A 19,792-nucleotide genomic window follows, 5' to 3' on the forward strand; every position below is an offset into this window, starting at 1 on the left:
TCATTCCGAAGGAGATGCAAATGGGCTTTCGCATGGGGATCGTCGGGCTGCCGAATGTCGGCAAGTCGACGCTGTTCAACGCGCTGACGCGGACCGCCGCGGCGCAGGCGGCGAATTTCCCGTTCTGCACCATCGAACCCAACGTGGGCGAGGTGGCCGTGCCCGACCCGCGGCTCGAAAAGCTGGCCGCCATCGCCAAGTCGAAAGAGGTGATCCCGACGCGCATGACCTTCGTGGACATCGCCGGCCTCGTGAAGGGCGCCTCGAAGGGCGAGGGGCTGGGCAACCAGTTCCTGGCCAACATCCGCGAGGTCGACGCGATCGCACACGTTCTGCGCTGCTTCGAGGACGGGGACGTGACCCACGTCGAGGGCCGCGTGAACCCGGTCGAGGACGCCCAGACGATCGAGACCGAGCTGATGCTCGCGGACATGGAGTCGATCGAGAAACGGCTCCAGAACATCGTGCGCAAGGTGAAGGGCGGCGACAAGGAAGCGCTCCAGCAGGAACGCCTGCTGAAGGCCGCGATGGCAGCGCTCGAAGAGGGGCGCCCCGCGCGCACCGTCGAGGTCGACGCGGAGGACGCGAAGGCCTGGAAGATGCTCCAGCTGCTGACCACCAAGCCGATCCTCTACGTCTGCAACGTGGGCGAGGACGAAGCGGCCGAGGGCAACGCGCATTCCGACGCGGTCGCAAAGATGGCGCAAGAGCAGGGCGCGGCCAGCGTCGTGATCTCGGCCAAGATCGAGGAAGAGATCAGCCAGCTCGACGCCGAAGAACAGGCGATGTTCCTGGACGAGCTGGGTCTGGAAGAGGCCGGGCTCGACCGGCTGATCAAGGCGGGCTACGACCTGCTGCACCTCCAGACCTACTTCACCGTCGGCCCGAAGGAGGCGCGCGCCTGGACCATCAAGTCCGGCACGCTCGCCCCGCAGGCTGCGGGCGTCATCCACGGCGATTTCGAGCGAGGCTTCATCCGGGCCGAAACCATCGCTTACGACGACTTCGTGGCCCTGGGCGGCGAAGCGGGCGCCAAGGATGCCGGCAAGATGCGCGCCGAGGGCAAGAGCTACGAGGTGAAGGACGGCGACGTCCTGCACTTCCTCTTCAACGCCTAGAGCACCAGCGCCAGCCCCGCGGCGATCTGCGTCAGCGACCGGCTGAGCGCGCTGAGGGGCTTCTCGCTCACGAAGATCACGTCGTCGGGTCGCAGCTCGAACCGGGTGGCCAGCACCAGGTTCGCGGCGTTGTAGGCGTCGAGATGCCAGGCGCGAATCCCGCGCCCGTCGCCGGTGCCGCGCAGCACGTAGACCTCGCCGATGTTTCCGCTTTCGTTGGGCACGCCGCCCGCGGCGTCGAAGATCGCGTCGGCCAACGTGGCGCGCCGCTCGAAGGGCAGGGTATAGCGGCTCTGCTGGCCCACTTCCCCGGCGATGTAGACATGGTCGCGCGCCACCGCATCCATCTCCAGCCGCGCGCGGAAATTGCCCCGCGCCTCGTTCAACTCGGCCCGGCGCATTCCGATTTCGGTCGCAAGCTGGTCGAGCGCGGTGGAGCGGGCGTTGAACCGGGTGGTCCGAAGCGTGATCTGTTCGCGAAAAAACGCCTCGGCCTGCGCGAGGTCGTATTCCGCGTCGACGTAGAGGCTGTCGCCGTCCTTGAGCGTGAGGCCCCGGATCTCGGTGTCCTCGAGGTAGGCGAACAGCGGAATCCGGTAGAGCGCCCCGTCGCGGTAGAGCCGGATCGTGGCCATCTCCCGTTCGGCCGCCGTGATACCGCCCGCCTGGCTGATCGCCTCGGACAGGCGCAGCGGTGTGAGCGTGATCGGGATCACCGCCGGGGCGCCCACTGCGCCGCCGATCGTGACCCGCTGCGCGTTGAATTCGGAGATTTCGAGCGAGAAGCTCGGCTCGAACCCGGCGTCGAGGACTGCCTGGAATACTCTTGCTTCGGCTTCCGGGAGCGTGAGACCGCCCAGCTCGACCCGTCCCACGTCGGGGATCGAGACCGCCCCGTCATCCTGCACCGTGTAGTCCTGCCGGCTGTTCTGCGCGGCCAGCAGCCCGGTCAGCGCCTCGGCCGTCGTATCGCCGCCGGGGGTCGAGAGGACCAGCACGTCGCCCACGCCGATGCGGTAGGGCGCGGGAAGCAGGTCGGGCGGCAGGCGGGTGGGCAGGGATCCCGGTCGCACCTGGGCGCTGTGCACCGGCGCGGGCAGGGCGCCCAACCCGCGGGTCGCGTCCGGGATGCCGGTGGTCCGGGCGAAGATCGCGGGCACGGTGCGCGGCTCATAGCGCGAGGCGTTGGCCGCATCGACGGAATTGGCCGTCATCATCACGATCTCGACCTCGCCGGCCGCGGTGCGCTCCGGGATCACGACCGGCGTGCCGACCCCGGAACAGGCGGTCAGCGTCACCAGGAAGTTCAAGAGGATGAGTATGCGCACGACTGTTCCTCGCACAGGTTATGGCTGTGCCTGGGATCATTATCACACGTTTGAGTTGTATAGAAGCCTGATGCGGGTGCCGACGCTATTCCACGGCTTCGACCACCTCGAGCCCGCCGTCGGGCGACAGGATCACCCCTGAGAGCCGCCCCGTCGCGTAGGCGCCGGTATCGACCCCGATCACGCCCTCGTGCGGCTCGATGGCCGACACGATCGTATGCCCGTGCACGACCCAGACCCCGTCACTGCGCGGCGTGCGCCCGAACGTGGGGTGCCCCCAGATCAGGTGGCCGGGGTTCTGCGCTTCCATCGGCAGCGCTGGCGCCGCCCCGGCGTGGACAACGGCCACGTTTCCGTTGCGGTGCTGCACTGGGCGGTTACGCAGCCAGTCATCGCGCTCGGACCCCAGCGCTTCGCGGAACGCCTCACCCACGGCGGTCATCTCGTCGTCCGGAGCCGATTCCGCCACGCCGGTGATCCCGAAGCTCGCCAGCGTCTGCAGCCCGCCGAAGCGCAGCCAGCGCCGCCCGCTTCCCGCCGGGTCGTCGAGGAAGGTGAGCATCATGTCCTCGTGGTTGCCCATGAGGCACGTCACGCGGGCGTCGCGGTCGCGTTCCACCAGGCGGTCGATCACCCCCCGGCTGTCGTCGCCCCGATCCACGTAGTCGCCAACGAAGATGATTTCCTCGAGATCGTCGCGGCTCTCGATCTTCTCCATGAGCCGGTCGAGCAGCATGGCACAGCCGTGCACATCCCCGATCACGCACATCCGACTTTCGGGCTGAAGTGGCGCCCGGAATTCCGGCGACGCCGCCGGAGCACCGGAGCGACGCAGCAGCCGTTTGAAAATGCTCAAGATTCCGCCTCTCTCGACCAGGTCCCACGTGTCCCGCGGCAAACGCAGGACTGGCCCCGTTCCTATCGCGCCCGAGCGGGTCTTGGCAATCGCTGCGAAGCGGGCGGGGTGGGTGGCGGAGACGAAGGGATTCGAACCCTCGAGACGGTTTCCCGCCTACTCCCTTAGCAGGGGAGCGCCTTCGACCACTCGGCCACGTCTCCGTCGACGGGTATAGCCGCCCAAGTCTTGCGGACACAAGGCGAAATTGGCTCTTGCGTGAAACCGATGCCGGATCTCGGCAACCTCTTGAATTGGCTGCAAAAAGCGGCGGTCCGCCTTGGCGAATCCAGCGCGCGTGCAATCCGGTTGAACCGGCTCGAGCGCCGATCTCATGCGAACAGGCGAGTCAGGCGGGCAGGCCACATCCGATCATTGCGGCGGCTCGGGCGGTTTGATCTGGCCCAACACCGGCGCGGCACGCTCCAGCGACAGCGGGCTCCGGGAGAAGCGGATGGGGGTGCGCAGGCCGGCGATGCCTTCTGGGGTGATCCGCATCTCCCGGGCGTCGACCTGCGGGTCGCCAAGGGCTTCGGCCACGGTGTTGATGGGGCCCGCGGGGATGCCGGCGGCGTCCAGCGCGGCGATGAGCTCGGCGCGGGGGCGTGTCTGCGTGGCGGCGCTGAGGCGGGCGATCAGCGTGTCCCGGCCCGCGACCCGGCCGCGGTTGGTGGCGAATGACGGGTCCTGGCCGAGATCATGAAGCCCGAGGACGTCGCAGAGCCGGACGAACTGCCGGTCATTGCCGCAGGCGATGATGAGGTGGCCGTCGGAGGCCGGGAAGACCTGGTAGGGCACGATGTTGGGGTGGGCGTTGCCGAGCCGGGTCGGAGAAAGGCCACCCAGCAGGTGATTCATCGCCTGGTTGGCGAGCACGCCGATGCCACAGTCGAACAGCGCCAGGTCCACCTGCTGTCCGCGCCCCGACCGGGCCCGTTCGGCCAGCGCCGCCTGCGCGCCGATCACGCCGTAGAGCCCGGTGAAGACGTCGATCCACGCGACGCCCACCTTCTGCGGCTCGCCTTCGGGGTCGCCCGTCAGGTCCATGATCCCGCACATCCCCTGGATCAGGAAGTCGTAGCCGGGTTGCGTGGCGCGCGGCCCGTCCTGGCCGAAGCCGGTGATCGAGGCATAGACGAGGCCGGGGTTGTCCCGCGAAACCGTCTCGTAATCGAGGCCGTATTTCTTCAGCCCGCCGACCTTGAAATTTTCGATGACCACGTCCGCCTCGGCGATGAGCGCCTTGAGGCGGGCAAGGTCGTCCGCGTCGCCGAAATCGCAGGTGATCGAGGTCTTGCCCCGGTTGGCGGCGTGGAAATAGGCCGCCACCGTCTCGGTCCCGCCGTCGGGCAGGGGGCGTTCGATGAAGGGCGGGCCCCAATGGCGCGTGTCGTCGCCATCGGGGCTTTCCACCTTGATCACCTCGGCACCGAGGTCGGCCAACGTCTGGCCCAGCCACGGCCCGGCAAGAATCCGGGCCAGCTCGACCACCTTGAGGCCTGCGAGCGGTGCGTCCCCGGCCATCGGCTCAGGCGAAGGCGGGGAGGTCGGTGATCGCGCGCCCGAGGATCAGGGCGTGCACGTCATGGGTCCCCTCGTAGGTGTTCACCGTCTCGAGGTTCTGGGCATGGCGCATCACGTGGTATTCCGCCTGGATGCCGTTGCCGCCGTGCATGTCGCGGGCCATCCGCGCGATGTCGAGCGCCTTGCCGCAATTGTTGCGCTTGATGAGCGAGATCATCTCGGGCGCGAAGCGGCCCTCGTCGAAGAGCCGGCCGACGCGCAGGGAGGATTGGAGGCCGAGCGTGATCTCGGTCTGCATGTCGGCGAGCTTCTTCTGGTAGAGCTGGGTCGCGGCGAGCGGGCGCTGGAACTGGTGCCGGTCGAGCCCGTACTGGCGCGCGCGGGTGAAGCAATCCTCGGCCGCGCCCATCACGCCCCACGAAATGCCGTAGCGCGCGCGGTTGAGGCAGCCGAAGGGGCCGCCCATGCCCTGGATGTTTGGAAGCAGAGCGTCCTCGCCCACTTCCACGTTGTCCATCACGATCTCGCCGGTGATCGAGGCGCGCAGCGACAGCTTGCCGCCGATCTTCGGGGCCGACAGGCCCTTCATGCCCTTCTCGAGGATGAAGCCGCGCACCTTGCCGTCATGCGCCTCGGACTTGGCCCAGACGACGAAGACATCGGCGATCGGGCTGTTCGAGATCCACATCTTCGACCCGTTGAGCACGTAGCCGCCGTCGGTCTTGGTGGCCCGGGTCTTCATGCCGCCGGGGTCGGAGCCCGCATCGGGCTCGGTCAGGCCGAAGCAGCCGATGTATTCGCCGCTGCCGAGTTTCGGCAGGTACTTCTGCCGCTGCTCTTCCGAGCCGTAGGCGTGGATCGGGAACATCACGAGCGAGGATTGCACCGACATCATGGACCGGTAGCCGCTGTCGATCCGCTCCACTTCGCGCGCGACGAGGCCGTAGGAGACGTAGGAGGCACCGGCGCAGCCGTATTCCTCGGGCACGGTCACGCCGAGAAGCCCGGCCTCGCCCATCTCGCGGAAGATCTCCGGGTCGGTCTTTTCCTCGAGGTAGGCTTCCGTCACGCGGGGCAGGAGCCGGTCGGCAGCGAAGGCGCGTGCGCTGTCGCGGATCATGCGTTCGTCGTCGTTCAACTGGTCGTCCAGAAGGAACGGGTCCTCCCAGTTGTACGAGATCCCCTTGTGCGATGTTGTGGCCATGTCGTCCCTTCCTGTGGTTCTTCGATTATGCGTCAGGCGCGACAATACCAGTGGAAATTCCCCACATGAAGCGGCATTGTCGCATGAGTTCATGCAGAAATGGAATGATCATGCGGCAGCGACGTTTCCTTCCCTCGACCCGGCTGCTTCTCGCGCTGGACGCGGTGGTGCGCCACGGCTCGGTGACGGCGGCGGCGCAGGAGCTGAACCTCACGCAGAGCACGGTGAGCCGCTTGATCCTGTCGCTCGAGGCCCAGCTGGGGGTGGAGCTCTTCACCCGCACGCGGCGCCGGCTGATCCCCAACGACGCGGCCATCGGGTACCAGCGCGACGTGGCCCGCGCGCTCGACATCGTGCAGCGCGCGAGCATGGCGGTGCTGGCCAACCCCGAGGGCGGGACGCTGTCGCTGGCGGTCCTGCCTACCTTCGCGACCCGCTGGCTCGGCCCGCGGCTGGGTGATTTCCTGAACGCGCATCCGGGGATCGCGGTCAACCTGTCGACCCGGATCGGCCTCGTCGATTTCGCGGGCGAGGCCTTCGACGCGGCGATCCGTTTCGGCGGTCCGGACCGGGCCGGGGCCCATCAGCAGAAGCTCTTCGACGAACGGGTCACGGCCTGCGTGTCGCCCGCCTTCGCCGAGAACCACAGGCTCGACACCCTCGACGACCTGGCCGGCCTCCCGATGCTGCACCTCGAATCCCGTCCCAACGTCTGGTCCGACTGGTTCACCGGGCAGGGAGCCACGCCGCCCGCGACCGGCGGGATGATGATGGATCAGTTCTCGATGATGATTCAGGCGGCGATCTCGGGGCTCGGGATCGCGCTTCTGCCCGATTACCTGGCCAGGATCGAGATCGCGGATGGCCGACTGGTCCCGATCTTCGGGCAGGCGGTGCCGGTGCAGGGCGCCTATTGGCTGGACTGGCCGGAAAGCCGGGAAGAGGCCGCCCCTCTTCGGGCCTTTCGCGATTGGCTGGCCGGGGAAACGGACGGCTGACGGCTCAGCCGTCGCGCTCGAGCGCGTTCAGGAGCGCGTCGACCTCGTCGAGCAGCGCCTCGATCCGGTCGCGCCCGACGAGCGTTTCGATCTCCTCGTAGATCGCCGCGCTTTCCGGGGCGACCTGGCGCAGGAAACTGTCGCCCGCCTTGGTCAGCCGGATCAGCGAACGGCGCCCGTCGGCCGGGTCCTTGCGGGTCTCGACCAGCCCCTTTGCCTCGAGCGTGCGGGTCATGCGCGAGATCGAAGGGGCAAGGATGCAGGCCGCTTCCGACACGTCGGTCGCGTCCAGTTCGTCAGCCTCCTGCAGCACGCGCAGCACGCGCCATTGCTGTTCGGTCACGCCATGCGCCGAGAGCATCGGGCGAAAGCGTTCCATCACGGTTTCCCGCGCGCGCAGCAGCGCGATGGGCAGCGTGCGCCGGGTCTCGGACAGTTCGAATCCGTTGCGCGCAGCTTTGCGTGTCATGGCGTTTCCCCGGGCCGGGCGGACGCGCGGGGCGCCGCTTTTGCAGTGGTTTTCTTAACGTGTTCAATTTTCGCGGCCATTTCAACGGTTTCCGGCGATGCAAGTAAGACGGGCCGAAACATTTATCTGATCCATGTCAAATCGCCGGTGGGCGCGACCGGTTAGACTGGCAGGTGATTAGGGAGGGGCCCATGCGTCTGACCATGAGAACGAACCTGGCCGCGCGCGTGCTGATGTACTGCGGTGTGAACGCGGACGCGACAGTGCGATCCGCGCAGATCGCGCAGGCGACGAACGCCTCCGGCAACCACCTGAGCCAGGTGATCCACAAGCTGCAGCAATTCGGCTATGTCGAAACCCGGCGCGGCCGGGGCGGCGGGCTGATGCTCGCCCGTGCGCCCGAGACGATCTCGATCGGCGCGCTGTTTCGCGACTTCGAGGCGGAGGTGCCGTTCACCGAGTGCTTCGATCCCGCGAACAACAACTGCCCGTTGGTCGACAGCTGTCGGCTGCACGCCTACATCCGCCGCGCGCTTGAGGCGTTCTACGCAGAGCTCGACCAGGTCATGCTGAGCGACCTTGTCGATGGCAATTGCGGGTTGGAAGAGCTTCTTTCGCTGAACCCGGCGGCGGCCAACTGCAACAAGGCCGCGCGCGGCTGATCACTCGGCGATGGCCGGGCGCTCAATCCAGAGCGCGTCGCGCAGTATCGCCCTGCGGCCCAGGTTGAACAGCGACGTCATGTAGACCGGGTCGAAGCCTTCCTCGGATTCCTGGTCGAATTCCGCCGGAATGGTGGCGAAGGAGACGTCGTAGCCGCGGCTTCGCTCGGCGGCCAGCACGGCGCGCGTTTCGTTGCGGTAGAGCTGGGCGAGGTTCGCGCCGGTCGTCGCGCCCAGCACGCCGATGACATTCACGTCGGTCGCCTTGAATTCCGGGCGTTCGAACTGGTTGAGCACGACGTAGGATTTCCGTCCCGACAGCACCCGGTCGCCCAACTCCAACAGGATGTATTCCTCGGTCACGCCGCCGTCGCCGTGCAGCATGGGGAAGGTGCGCCCGTCCGTGTCGAACACGGGGATCAGGACCGGCGGGAAGAGCGTCGGAATGGCCGCCGAGGCCTGGATCACGTTGCGGATCAGCTCGAGCCGGTCGGGATGGCCCGACGCCGCGATGGCGGTGATGTCCCAGTAGCGCGGGGCCTGCGCGTCGAGATTGGTGGTCGCCACGATCAGCTTGCGGCCCTGGGCGGCGCCTTCCTCGATCCGCGCCAGCGCATCCTCGTCGAGGTATTTCTCGATCTGCTCGCGAAACCCCTCGGCCGAGGTGAAGGACGGCGTGCCCAGTAGCGCGCTGACGGGCCGGATGCTCACCAGGTCGCGGGTCTTCACGGTGGTATAGGCCGTCTTCAGGTCGGCGTCCTGGTCCGGGCCGAGAAAGGCGAAGAGCGACAGGAGCGCGCCGGTGGACACGCCGGTGACGACCGAGAATTCCGGGCGCTCGCCCGTCGCGGTCCAACCGACCAGCACGCCCGCCCCGAACGCCCCGCGCACACCGCCCGCCGACAGGGCGAGGATCGGGCCGGGGTGGGTCACTTCGTCGGGGTCTATGATGTTGTCGCGCCGGGTGCTCATCAGGCCGTCCATGCCGAGGGGCCGGGCGGTCGGAAGGTCGAAGCCTTCGGGGATCTGCCGTGCGGGCGACAGGCCGCAGGAGGCGACGAAAAGCGGCACGGCGAGTGCCAGGAGAAGGCGCTTCCAGGGGCTCATACGGGTCAGACCGACGCGAGGGCAACTGATCCCCTAGGTATCGGCTGTGGGGTGATCTGTCGATACGCAAAATAATGAAGGCCGCCGGACGGGGACATGTCCGGCGGCCTTCTCGAGAGGGGTTCAAGCCAGGGAGATCAAGCCGGCTCGTCTTCCCCCCGTTCCGCGAGCGTGACCTCGAAGGTCTGCTCGTCACCGCGGCGCAGCACGGTGATCTCCACCTTGCTGCCCGGCATGTCGCCGGCGATGGCGCGCGTCAGGTCACGCGGCCCGTCGATGGCGCTGCCGTTGACGGCGACGACGATGTCGCCCTTCTGAATCCCCGCTTCCTTGGCCGGGGTGTCGTCCATGACGCCCTCGATCATCGTGCCGTTGGCATCGTCGAGACCCAGCGCGGCGATCACGTCCTCGCTCACCGGCCCGATCTGGACGCCGAGCCAGCCGCGCTGAACCTCGCCGTCGTCGGCCAGGTCGGCGACGATTGTCTGGACCATGTCGGCCGGCACGGCGAAGCCCAGCCCGATCGACCCGCCGGTCGGCGAGATGATCGCGGTGTTCATGCCCACGACCTGACCGTCGTCGTTCAGGAGCGGACCACCGGAGTTGCCGCGGTTGATGGCCGCGTCGGTCTGGATGAAGTTGTCGAAGGGTCCGGCGCGCAGGTCACGGCCGATGGCCGAGACGATGCCGGAGGTCACGGTGTTGCCCAGCCCGAACGGATTGCCCATCGCGACGACGTTCTCGCCGACCTTGAGGGTCTCGCTGTCGCCGAAGTCGAGCGCGGGCAGGCCGGTTTCGTCGACCTTGATCAGGGCCACGTCGGTGGCTTCGTCCATGCCGACGAGCTCGGCCGCGATCTCGCGCCCGTCCTCGAGCGTCACGGTGATTTCGGTCGCGCCGCGCACGACGTGCGCGTTGGTCACGATCCGGCCGTCCTCGGAGATGATGAAGCCGGTTCCGGCCCCGCGCGCCTCGCGTTCGGGAGCCTGGCCCTGGGGCCCACCTTCGGGCATCGGAATGCCGAAGCGGCGGGAGAACTCCTCGAAGGGGCTGCCTTCGAAGCCTTCACTGTGGGCCGGCTCGGCACCGACGGTGCGCGTCGTCTCGATGGTCACGACCGCCGGGGCGACCTGTTCGACCAGGTCGACGTAACCGCCCTCGACCGGCGAGGCGGCGATGGCGGGCTGCGGCACGTTGGTCAGCGCGGCCACGCCGGTGCCGGCCAGCAGCGCGGTCACGGCCAGGGCAGGGGCCACGCGGCGCATGATGGGTGTGTCAGCCATGGTTTGTCCTTTCTTCGTCACAACTCGTGTGTGCGGTGGTTTGGCGATGAGACGAAGATGGGGCGGCGGGCTTGCAGACAAATCGCCGGCAGATTGCAAATCTGTAATCCGCGTCACGGGGCCGTGACAGGCGGCCGCGCAAGGGGCACATGGCTGCAAAACGGCGCGTCCGTTTCTATGTTAGGCACAGGTAACCGGTGACTGCCATGAAGATACTTGTCGTCGAAGACGATCCGACCACGTCCGAATTCATCGCCCGCGGGTTCAGCGAGGAGGGCCATTCCGTCGACAGCCTTGCCGACGGGCGCACCGCGCTGGGGCAGGCCATGTCGGGCAGCTACGACGTGCTCGTGGTCGACCGCATGCTTCCGGGCCTCGACGGGCTCTCGCTCGTCAAGGCGCTGCGCGCCGCGCAGGTGTCGACGCCCGCGATCTTCCTGACTTCGGTGGGCGGGGTCGAGGACCGGATCGCCGGGCTCGAGGCGGGGGGCGACGACTACCTCGTCAAACCCTTCGCCTTCGGTGAACTTTCGGCGCGGGTCGCGGCGCTGACACGGCGCCCGCCGCTCCAGGCCGAGGACACGGTGCTGCGCGCCGCCGATCTCGAGATGGACCTGGTCCGGCGCGAGGTGACGCGGGCCGGGGAACCGATCGAGCTCCTGCCGCGCGAATTTGCACTTCTCGAACATCTGTTGCGCCGGAAGGGCCGGGTGCAGACGCGGACCATGCTGCTCGAGAACGTCTGGGACATTCACTTCGACCCCGGCACCAACGTGGTCGAGACCCATATCAGCCGCCTGCGTGCGAAGGTCGACAAGCCTTTCGAGCGCGACCTGATCCGAACGGTGCGCGGCGCGGGATACCGGATCGATGATTGATCGCGCGCGCCGCCTGCGGCTGATCCGCTCGACGCCGGTGCGCCAGGCGGTGCTGCTGGTGGCCGTGGTGGCGCTGGTCAACCTCGCCTCGCTGGGCGTGGCCTGGCTCACGCAACGGGCCGCGACGGTGGAGAGCCTGCGTGCGGAACTGCGCCAGGACGTGGCGAGCTTCGACATCTCCGCCAGCCCCTCGGCGCTGCGCACGCTGGTGTCCGCGCGCGCCCGGGTCGTCGACCCGATGGATACGGTCTACGTCTTCCTGGGCAACGACGGGCGCATCACAGGCAACGCGCGCGCCGTGCTCGACGGGTTCGACGTGGGGCTCACCGCGATGGACCCGGGCAGACCCCTGTCCGACGAGGGCTACCTCGACGAGGTGCGGCGGCTTTCGGGCGGCGTGCTGATCGTGGGCAAGAGCTTCGAGCCGGTGGCACGGCTGAGCGAAACCTTCCTCGTCCTGCTCGCCATCTCCACGGTCCCCACGGTTCTCATCGCGCTGGGTATCGGCGCGCTGATCGCCCGCACCTCGGCCCGGCGGGTGGAGCGGATCGAGGCGGTGCTGGACCGGATCGCCGCCGGCGACCTCGCCGCGCGGTCCGAGGAGACCGGGGAGGGGGACGACCTGTCCCGGATCGGCGCCCGGGTGAACCGAATGGCGCAGAAACAGGAGGCCGCGACCGAGGCGCTGCGCCAGGTGACCACCGACATCGCCCACGACCTGCGCACGCCGCTCCAGCGGATCGGGGTTACGCTGCAGGGGCTCGAGGACAGGCTGCCCGACGGCGAAGCGCGCGAACTGGCGGCGGCCGCGGGCGAGGAGGCGGACCGGGCGGTCTCAGTTTTCCGCGCGCTTCTGCAGATCGCCCAGATCGAGGGCGGTTCGGCCGCGGACCGCTTCACGCCGGTCGACCTGGGCGCTCTGGCCGCCCGTATCGCGGAGCTCTACGAACCCTCGGCCGAAGACCGGGGCGACGGCTTCACGGTGGATATTCCCGAGGCCCCCGTCATGGTGCGCGGCGACGGCGACCTGATCGGGCAGGCGCTGGCCAACCTGGTGGAGAACGCCCTGCGCCACACCCCCGCGGGCGGCGAGATCCGCGTGGCGGTGGGAGCCGACGGGAGCCTGTGCGTCACCGACAGCGGCCCCGGCATCCCGGAGGCGGAGCGCGACAAGGTGCTGCGCCGGCTCTACCGGCTGGAACGTTCGCGCACGACACCGGGCAACGGGCTGGGCCTGGCGCTGGTGGCCGCCATCGCCGAGAGCCACGGTGCGACCCTGGAGCTGGCCGATGCGGATCCGGGCCTGTCGGTCACGCTGCGGTTTCCATCCTAGCGTCGATGCGGAGCGCGGGCGGGCCCGCGCGCAGGTCCTGCGCCGCCCCGCCTGTCGGCGGGCCGGCGCGGTGGCGGGGGAGGCCAGCCTCCCCCGCACCCCCTCCGAAGTATTTGTCGAACGATGAAGGGATCACTCGGCCGGGCTGTGGACGTCGTCCGGGGCCTTGGGCAGGAAGCGCGAGACGAAGCGCCCGAGCCCGTCGGTGTAGGTCAGGACCACCGGCACCACGACCAGCGTGAGCAGCGAGGACGAGATCAGCCCGCCGATCACGGCATGCGCCATCGAGGCGTTCTGCCCGGTGCCGCCATGGATGTTGAGCGCCAGCGGGAGCATGCCGAAGATCATCGCGAGCGTCGTCATCACGATCGGCCGGAAACGGGTCTGCCCCGCGATCACCAGCGCGTCGTACAGGTTGAGCCCGTCGTTGCGCACATGCTGGTTGGCGTTGTCCACGAGCAGGATCGCGTTCTTGGTCACGAGGCCCATCAGCATGATGAAGCCGATGATCGACATGACGTTCAGCGTCGAATCGAAGACCAGGAGGCCCCCCAGCACACCGATGAGCGCAAGCGGCAGGGACGACATGATCGCGAAGGGTTGCAGGAACGAGCCGAACTGCGAGGCGAGCACCAGGTAGATGAAGATGATCGCCAGGGCGAGCGCGGAGGCGGCCGCGAAGCCCAGGTCCTGCATGTCTTCCACGTCGCCGCCGCTACCCTGCGAATAGCCCAGCGGGTAGTCGAGTCCCGCCGCGGCCTCTTGCACCGCCGCGGTCACGTCGCCGGGGCGCACGCCGCTTTCGAGGTTGGCCGTGACCCGGACCGAGCGTTCGCGGTCTTCGCGGGTGATCTCGCCCGGACCCTCGGCCTGGGTGATCGTCGCCACCTGGTCGAGCCGGACGAGCCCCGCCGCACCGGTCGCGCCGGATTGCGCGATGGGCAGGGCGCCCAGGTAGGCCGGGTCGTTGCGCGCCTCTTCCGGCAGGCGCACGACCACGTCGAGGCTTTCGCCCGAGGGAGAGGTCCATTCCGAAACGGTCTGCCCCTCGAGCATCGAGGACAGCGTGTCGCCCACGGCCGAGAGCGAGATGCCAAGGTCGAAGGCCGCGTCGCGGTCGACCTCGATCCCCAGGGTGGGCTGCGGATCGTCGAGCGTGGTGCGGATGTCGACGAGCCCGTCGATGCCGGCCATCTCGTCCGAGAGCTCGTGGGCGAGGCGTTCCAGCACGTCCAGGTCGGGCCCGAAGATCTTGATCTCGATCGGCGGTTCCACCGGCCCCATGCCGCCCGAGGCGCCGACCGAGAACTCGGCCCCGGGGATCTGGGCCAGCGCGTCGCGCACCGGGCTGGTGAGCGCCTGCGGGGTGCGGCTGCGTTGGTCGTAGGGCACGAGGATGCCGATGATCGTCGCGTTGTTGTCGCCCGAGGAGGTGCCGGAATTGACCGTGGCGTAGGTGCGCTCGATCTCCGGGAATTCCTCGCGCAGGAGGGCGTCGACCTGGGCGATCTTCTGCGCGGTCCGGTCGAGCGACGTGCCAACCGGGGCGCGCATGTCGACCTGGATCTCGCCGGTGTCGGCGGGCGGGATGAACTCGCCCCCGATCTTCGGGAAGAGCGCGAAGGCCCCCAGGAACGCGGCGAAGGCCACGAGGAGCGTGGTCTTGCGGTGCTTGAGCGCCCCGCGCAGGAGCTTGACGTATTGCGCGCCGATCCATTCGAAGAGCCGGTCGAACTGCCCCACCGCGCGCCCGACGAGCCCGCGCTTGCGCGACGTGTCGGCGGCCGGGTCGTACCAGACCGAGGACATCATCGGGTCGAGCGTGAAGGACACGAAGAGCGAGATCAGGACGGCGACCGACACGGTGATGCCGAACTGGAAGAAGAAGCGCCCGATGATGCCTTCCATGAAGGCCACCGGCAGGAACACGGAGACGATCGAGAGCGTGGTCGCCAGCACGGCGAGCCCGATCTCGTTCGTGCCATCCAGCGCGGCGCGCACGTGGTTCTTGCCCATGTGCAGGTGTCGCACGATGTTCTCGCGCACGACGATGGCATCGTCGATCAGGATGCCCACCGACAGCGACAGCGCCATGAGCGTCATCATGTTGAGCGTGAAGCCGAGCGCGTAGATCGCGGTCATCGTGGCGATGATCGAGATCGGGAGCGTGAGCCCCGTGATCACCGTCGAGCGCCAGGAGTTGAGGAACAGGAAGACGATGATCGTGGCCAGGATCGCGCCCTCGACCACCATGTTCTGGACCGAGTGGAAGCTTTCGACGACCGATTCCGAGTTGTCGCGGAGCACGCGCACCTCGATCCCGTCGAACTGGGGATCCTCCTGCATGCGCGCGACTTCCTCGATCACGCGTTCGGCCACGTCCACGGTGTTGGCGCCCTGCGTCTTGAGCACGTCGACGGCGAGCGCGTCACGCCCGTTCAGCATGGCGAGGCTGTCGCGCTCGGCAAGCCCGGTGGTCACGTCGGCGATGTCGCCCAGGCGGATCGGCTGACCGGCGCGCCGGGCCACGATGATGTCCTCGAAGGCGCGCAGCGTCTCGATCCGGCCTTCGACCTGCACAGACTGGGTATTGCCGCCCGAGGTGACGGCGCCGGCCGGCAGGTCCTGGTTTTCCTGGGCCACGGATCCCGCGACCTCGGTGATCCCGACGTTGAGCGCGGTCTGGCGATCCGGGTCGATCTCGATCATCACCTCGCGCGGGCGCCCGCCCACGACGTTGGCCTGACCCACACCGCGCAGGTTGGCGAGCCTTTTCGAGATGTAGTCCTCTGTCACCTGCGTCAGCGTGCCGATGTCCATTTCCTCGGAGCTCACCCCGATCGAGATGATCGGCAGGTCGGAGGGGTCGAAGCGCAGGATGCGCGGATCGTCCGCGTTGTCGGGCATGAGTGGCGCGACCTGCGAGACGCGGTCGCGCACGTCCTGCACGGCGGTGGCGCTGTCGACCTCCAGGTCGAACTGGATCAGCACCATCGACGACCCGGTAAGGGCGGTCGACTGGATATTGTCGATCCCGGCCAGCGTCGAGACGCTGTCCTCGATCGGCTCGATGATGTCGTTTTCGACCGCCTCGGGCGTGGCGCCCGGGTATGCGGTGACGACCGCGACAACCGGGAAGTCGACGTCCGGGAACTGTTCGACGGGCAGGCGGGAATAGGAAAACGCGCCCACGACCATGAGCGCCACCATGACCATGGTGGCGAACACGGGTTGGCTGACACTGATCCGTGTGAGGAACATGGCTTACTCCGCCAGGTTAATTTTCTGACCGTCGCGCAGCTGGCTCAGGCCCGCCGCCACGATGGTGCGGCCTTCGAGCGCGGCGTCCGCGATCTCGATCCGGGTGCCGTCGGCCCATTCGCGCACCGGCTCCACGTCCACGCGCTCCAGCCGGTCGCCGTCGATGGCGAGGACGTAGGCGCCGTTCGAGTCGCGGCGCAGGGCGGCCACCGGGACCGACAACGCGTCTTCCTTGCGGTCGAGCGCGATCTGGCCGGAAGCGAACATGCCCCCGCGCAGCTGGCCGCCGGGATTGCCCAGGGTCACGAAGACGGGGAGCATGCGCGAGCCTTCGATCGCCATCGGGCTGATGCGTTCCACTTCGCCGTCGAAAATGCGGTCGCCGAAGCCCTCGACCTTGAGCGCAACACGCTGGCCGGCCGCGATCTCGGCGGAGCGCGAAACGGGCACGGTGGCCTCGAACTCGAGCGAGGCGAGATCGACGATTGTGAAAAGCGGCGACCCGGTGCCGACGAAGGCGCCCGCGTCGACCTGCCGTTCCGCGATCACGCCGTCGAACGGCGCGGTGACGGTGGCCTTCTCAAGCGCCGTGCGCGCAGTTTCCACCGCGGTTTCCTGCGCGGCGAGCTGCGCGCGCACCTGTTCCAGCCCGGTGCGCGCCTGGTCCAGCGCGTTGGGGGCCGCGAGGTCGCGTTCGACCAGCGTCTGCGTGCGTTCGAAATCGGTCTGGGCCTGCGACACCTGGGCGCGCGTGGCCTCGGCGTTGGATTGGGCCTGGGCGAGCTGGTTGGTGAGGGCGGCGACGTCGAACTGGGCAAGCGTCTCGCCCTCCGACACGGCGTCGCCCGCGCGCACGTTCACGTCGACGAGCCGGGCCGAAACCTCGGCCGACAGGTGGACCTGGCGGGCGGGCGTGAGCGAGCCGGTCACGCGCAGCGTGTCGGTGAGGGTACGCGGTTCCACCGTTTCGACCTCGAAGGCCGCGAGGCGGGTGATGGGTTCTGACGGGGCTTCCGGCTCTTCTTCGGCGACCGGCATGGGCGGTTCGGGCAGGAGGCCGTTCTCCTGGGCGTAGTAGTAGCCGCCACCGGCCGCGGCGATGAGCAGAAGGAGCACGATCCAGGGCCACTTGCGCCGCTTCGGTTTCTCACCGGCGGCGATCGCCTCGGCGCGGGCCTTCTCACGTTTCTTCATGGCCCAATCAGGCTTGGGGTTCTGCATGTTCACGTCGGTTGCTCCGTCTTGAGGCCGCGGCGCTGTGCGCGTGCGTTCCAATCGTCGAGAAAGTCGGCCGAGGCGCGGAAGAACTCCGCGAATTCGGAGACCCGTTCCTGCGCGCCGCGCCGGTCGGCCGGGAATTCGCGCGCGCTTTGTTCCATCAGTTCGGCCCGGTTGCGGAACCGCTGGGCCATGCCCGACAGCATGTTCTCGGCCGGGTTGGTCACGGCCTGGTAGCTGTCGGCGCGCGACCCGATCGTGGCGACGCGCCGGAGCGCGCCCTTGTCTGCGAGGTGCCGGCAGTTGGTCGAGGCCGACGCCTTGGAGATCTTCAGCGCCTCGGTGATCTCGGCCAGCGTGCGCGGCTCGCCCTCGATGATGAGGTAGCCGAGAATCTGGCCGGCGATCCGGGGAAGGCCGTCCTCCTGGGTCATGAAGCCCATCTGCTCGATGAAATTGTCGATCGGATCACGTGTCATGGGGCGCCATATAGGGCGGTCCGGGCTTTCGTTCAATCAGAATTGAACGTATTGAACGAAATGATTTCGCACCGCGCGGGCTTGTGCGCCGGTGGGGCCGGCCGGTCCGCGGCAGCCTGTCACGCGCCTTTGTCATTGCCGCCGCGTCGGCAAGGTCGTAGACAAGCGGCCGTTGTGCGCGAAGGAGACATGCATGCCTTATTACCGTTCCCGCCGTTCCACTCATGGCCGCAACATGGCCGGTGCCCGTGGTCTGTGGCGCGCGACAGGCATGACCGACGACGATTTCGGCAAGCCGATCATCGCGGTGGTCAACAGCTTCACCCAGTTCGTCCCCGGCCACGTCCACCTCAAGGACCTGGGTCAGCTGGTGGCGGGCGAGATCGAGAAGGCCGGCGGGGTCGCCAAGGAATTCAACACCATCGCGGTGGACGACGGCATCGCGATGGGCCATGACGGCATGCTCTATTCGCTGCCCTCGCGCGAGATCATCGCCGACAGCGTGGAATACATGGTCAACGCGCATTGCGCGGACGCGATGGTCTGCATCTCGAACTGCGACAAGATCACGCCGGGCATGCTGATGGCCGCGATGCGGCTCAACATCCCCGTGATCTTCGTCTCCGGCGGCCCGATGGAGGCCGGTAAGGTCACGGTCAACGATCTCGAGAAGGCCGTGGACCTGGTCGACGCGATGGTCGCGGCCGCCGACGACCAGTATACCGACGAACAGGTCGCGGAATTCGAACAGAATGCCTGCCCGACCTGTGGGTCCTGCTCGGGCATGTTCACCGCAAACTCGATGAACTGCCTCGCCGAAGCGCTCGGGCTCGCGCTGCCCGGCAATGGTTCGATGCTTGCCACCCATGCCGACCGCGAGCGGCTGTTCCGCGAGGCGGGGCGCAAGATCGTCGAGATCACCAAGCTGCATTACGAGGTCGAGGACGAAGGCTACCTCCCGCGCGAGATCGCGACCTTCGAGGCCTTCGAGAACGCCATGTCGCTCGACATCGCGATGGGCGGGTCGACGAACACGGTGCTCCACCTTCTGGCCATCGCGCACGAGGGAAAAGTGCCATTCACGATGGACGATATCGACCGCTTGAGCCGCAAGGTGCCGGTTTTGTGCAAGGTGGCCCCGGCCAAGGACGACGTCCACATGGAGGACGTGCACCGCGCCGGCGGCATCATGGGGATCCTGGGCGAGATGCTGCGCGGCGGGCTTCTGCACGGCGACGCGCGCACGGTCCACACGGGCTCGATGTCCGAGGCGATCGCCAAGTGGGACGTCATGGTGTCCAACGACCCGGCGACCGAAACCTTCTACAAGGCGGCCCCGGGCGGCGTGCGCACCACGCAGGCGTTCTCGACCGAGAACCGCTACAAGGAGCTCGACCGGGATCGCGAAGGCGGGGTGATCCGCACGGTGGAGCATGCCTTCAGCCAGGATGGCGGGCTCGCCGTGCTCTTCGGCAACATCGCCGAGAATGGCTGCATCGTGAAAACCGCCGGCGTTGACGATTCGATCCTGAAGTTCACCGGCAAGGCGCGGGTGTTCGAGAGCCAGGACGCGGCCGTGAACGGCATCCTCACCGGCGAGGTGAGCGAAGGCGAGGTCGTGATCATCCGCTACGAGGGACCGCAGGGCGGGCCGGGGATGCAGGAGATGCTCTACCCGACCAGCTACCTGAAATCGAAGGGCCTGGGCAAAGCCTGCGCGCTCCTGACCGACGGGCGCTTCTCGGGCGGCACCTCGGGCCTGTCGATCGGGCACGTGAGCCCGGAAGCCGCGGAGGGCGGGCTGATCGGGCTGGTGGAGACCGGCGACACGATCGAGATCGACATCCCGAACCGCACGATCAACCTGGCCGTCGAGGACAACGTTCTTGCCGCGCGCCGCGAGGCCAAGGGCCCGCTGCCGTGGAAGCCGGCCGCGCCGCGCAAGAGGGCAGTGTCGACCGCGCTCAAGGCCTACGCGCTGCTCGCCTCTTCGGCGAACCGCGGCGGCGTACGGATCCTGCCCGGCGAGGAGTGA

Annotated in this window: 16 protein-coding genes and 1 tRNA gene; 6 read left to right on the forward strand and 11 right to left on the reverse strand. The window is 68.0% G+C overall.

What is annotated here, in order from left to right; translation table 11 throughout:
* Positions 1-20: 20 nt before the first annotated feature.
* Positions 21-1,118, forward strand: a complete 1,098-nt coding sequence (gene ychF / locus GQE99_RS17970) for a redox-regulated ATPase YchF (protein WP_161353103.1) — start codon at positions 21-23, stop codon at positions 1,116-1,118.
* On the opposite strand, the gene GQE99_RS17975 is transcribed toward ychF, so the two are convergent.
* The 5 genes from GQE99_RS17975 to GQE99_RS17995 all read right to left on the reverse strand — a co-directional run bounded on the left by GQE99_RS17975 (position 1,115) and on the right by GQE99_RS17995 (position 6,069).
* Positions 1,115-2,446, reverse strand: coding sequence for a polysaccharide biosynthesis/export family protein (locus tag GQE99_RS17975; RefSeq protein WP_328794182.1), 1,332 nt, complete (start codon positions 2,444-2,446; stop codon positions 1,115-1,117). The two genes, ychF and GQE99_RS17975, sit on opposite strands and share 4 nt — an antisense overlap.
* 85 nt (positions 2,447-2,531) lie before the next feature.
* A complete protein-coding gene (locus GQE99_RS17980) occupies positions 2,532-3,215 on the reverse strand; it encodes a metallophosphoesterase family protein (RefSeq protein ID WP_161353316.1) in 684 nt (227 codons plus the stop codon).
* A 200-nt stretch (positions 3,216-3,415) separates the two neighbouring features.
* Positions 3,416-3,505, reverse strand: a tRNA-Ser gene (locus GQE99_RS17985).
* Between the two features lie 208 nt (positions 3,506-3,713).
* Positions 3,714-4,865 carry a CaiB/BaiF CoA transferase family protein gene (locus GQE99_RS17990; RefSeq protein WP_161353106.1) on the reverse strand — a complete coding sequence of 384 codons (1,152 nt, stop codon included), beginning with the start codon at positions 4,863-4,865 and terminating at the stop codon, positions 3,714-3,716.
* A 4-nt stretch (positions 4,866-4,869) separates the two neighbouring features.
* Complete coding sequence (locus GQE99_RS17995; protein WP_161353109.1) at positions 4,870-6,069, reverse strand: acyl-CoA dehydrogenase; 1,200 nt, start codon at positions 6,067-6,069, stop codon at positions 4,870-4,872.
* A gap of 110 nt (positions 6,070-6,179) precedes the next feature.
* Between GQE99_RS17995 and GQE99_RS18000 the strand changes: the two genes are divergently transcribed.
* Positions 6,180-7,067, forward strand: coding sequence for a LysR family transcriptional regulator (locus tag GQE99_RS18000; protein WP_161353111.1), 888 nt, complete (start codon positions 6,180-6,182; stop codon positions 7,065-7,067).
* Between the two features lie 4 nt (positions 7,068-7,071).
* On the opposite strand, the gene hpaR is transcribed toward GQE99_RS18000, so the two are convergent.
* On the reverse strand, positions 7,072-7,536 hold the full coding sequence (gene hpaR, locus GQE99_RS18005) for a homoprotocatechuate degradation operon regulator HpaR (RefSeq protein ID WP_161353113.1): 465 nt from the start codon (positions 7,534-7,536) through the stop codon (positions 7,072-7,074).
* Between the two features lie 191 nt (positions 7,537-7,727).
* On the opposite strand from hpaR, the gene GQE99_RS18010 reads away from it, so the two are divergent.
* Entirely contained in the window at positions 7,728-8,198 is a 471-nt protein-coding gene (locus GQE99_RS18010; RefSeq protein WP_161353116.1) for an RrF2 family transcriptional regulator, read from the forward strand.
* Here the strand turns inward: GQE99_RS18010 and GQE99_RS18015 are convergent, their stop codons facing one another.
* The gene (locus GQE99_RS18015; protein WP_161353117.1) at positions 8,199-9,305 is read right to left on the reverse strand and encodes a patatin-like phospholipase family protein; all 1,107 of its coding nucleotides are present in this window, start codon (positions 9,303-9,305) and stop codon (positions 8,199-8,201) included.
* Positions 9,306-9,442: 137 nt separating this feature from the next.
* Positions 9,443-10,588: a S1C family serine protease gene (locus tag GQE99_RS18020; protein ID WP_161353119.1), complete on the reverse strand. Its 1,146-nt coding sequence runs from the start codon at positions 10,586-10,588 to the stop codon at positions 9,443-9,445.
* 206 nt (positions 10,589-10,794) lie between these two features.
* Between GQE99_RS18020 and GQE99_RS18025 the strand changes: the two genes are divergently transcribed.
* Complete coding sequence (locus GQE99_RS18025) at positions 10,795-11,466, forward strand: winged helix-turn-helix domain-containing protein (RefSeq protein ID WP_161353121.1); 672 nt, start codon at positions 10,795-10,797, stop codon at positions 11,464-11,466.
* A complete protein-coding gene (locus GQE99_RS18030; RefSeq protein WP_161353123.1) occupies positions 11,459-12,799 on the forward strand; it encodes a HAMP domain-containing sensor histidine kinase in 1,341 nt (446 codons plus the stop codon). Before GQE99_RS18025 ends, GQE99_RS18030 begins: the two co-directional genes overlap by 8 nt.
* Positions 12,800-12,931: 132 nt before the next feature.
* Here GQE99_RS18030 and GQE99_RS18035 read toward each other — a convergent pair whose 3' ends face one another.
* The 3 genes from GQE99_RS18035 to GQE99_RS18045 are packed head-to-tail and all read right to left on the reverse strand — an operon-like array spanning position 12,932 to position 17,757.
* Positions 12,932-16,060, reverse strand: a complete 3,129-nt coding sequence (locus GQE99_RS18035; RefSeq protein ID WP_161353126.1) for an efflux RND transporter permease subunit — start codon at positions 16,058-16,060, stop codon at positions 12,932-12,934.
* Between the two features lie 3 nt (positions 16,061-16,063).
* Positions 16,064-17,254 carry an efflux RND transporter periplasmic adaptor subunit gene (locus GQE99_RS18040; RefSeq protein ID WP_161353127.1) on the reverse strand — a complete coding sequence of 397 codons (1,191 nt, stop codon included), beginning with the start codon at positions 17,252-17,254 and terminating at the stop codon, positions 16,064-16,066.
* Positions 17,255-17,283: 29 nt separating this feature from the next.
* A complete protein-coding gene (locus GQE99_RS18045) occupies positions 17,284-17,757 on the reverse strand; it encodes a GbsR/MarR family transcriptional regulator (protein ID WP_161353130.1) in 474 nt (157 codons plus the stop codon).
* Between the two features lie 193 nt (positions 17,758-17,950).
* Between GQE99_RS18045 and ilvD the strand changes: the two genes are divergently transcribed.
* Complete coding sequence (ilvD, locus tag GQE99_RS18050) at positions 17,951-19,792, forward strand: dihydroxy-acid dehydratase (protein WP_161353132.1); 1,842 nt, start codon at positions 17,951-17,953, stop codon at positions 19,790-19,792.

This window comes from Maritimibacter harenae, assembly GCF_009882975.1.
Taxonomy (GTDB): Bacteria; Pseudomonadota; Alphaproteobacteria; order Rhodobacterales; family Rhodobacteraceae; genus Maritimibacter; species Maritimibacter harenae.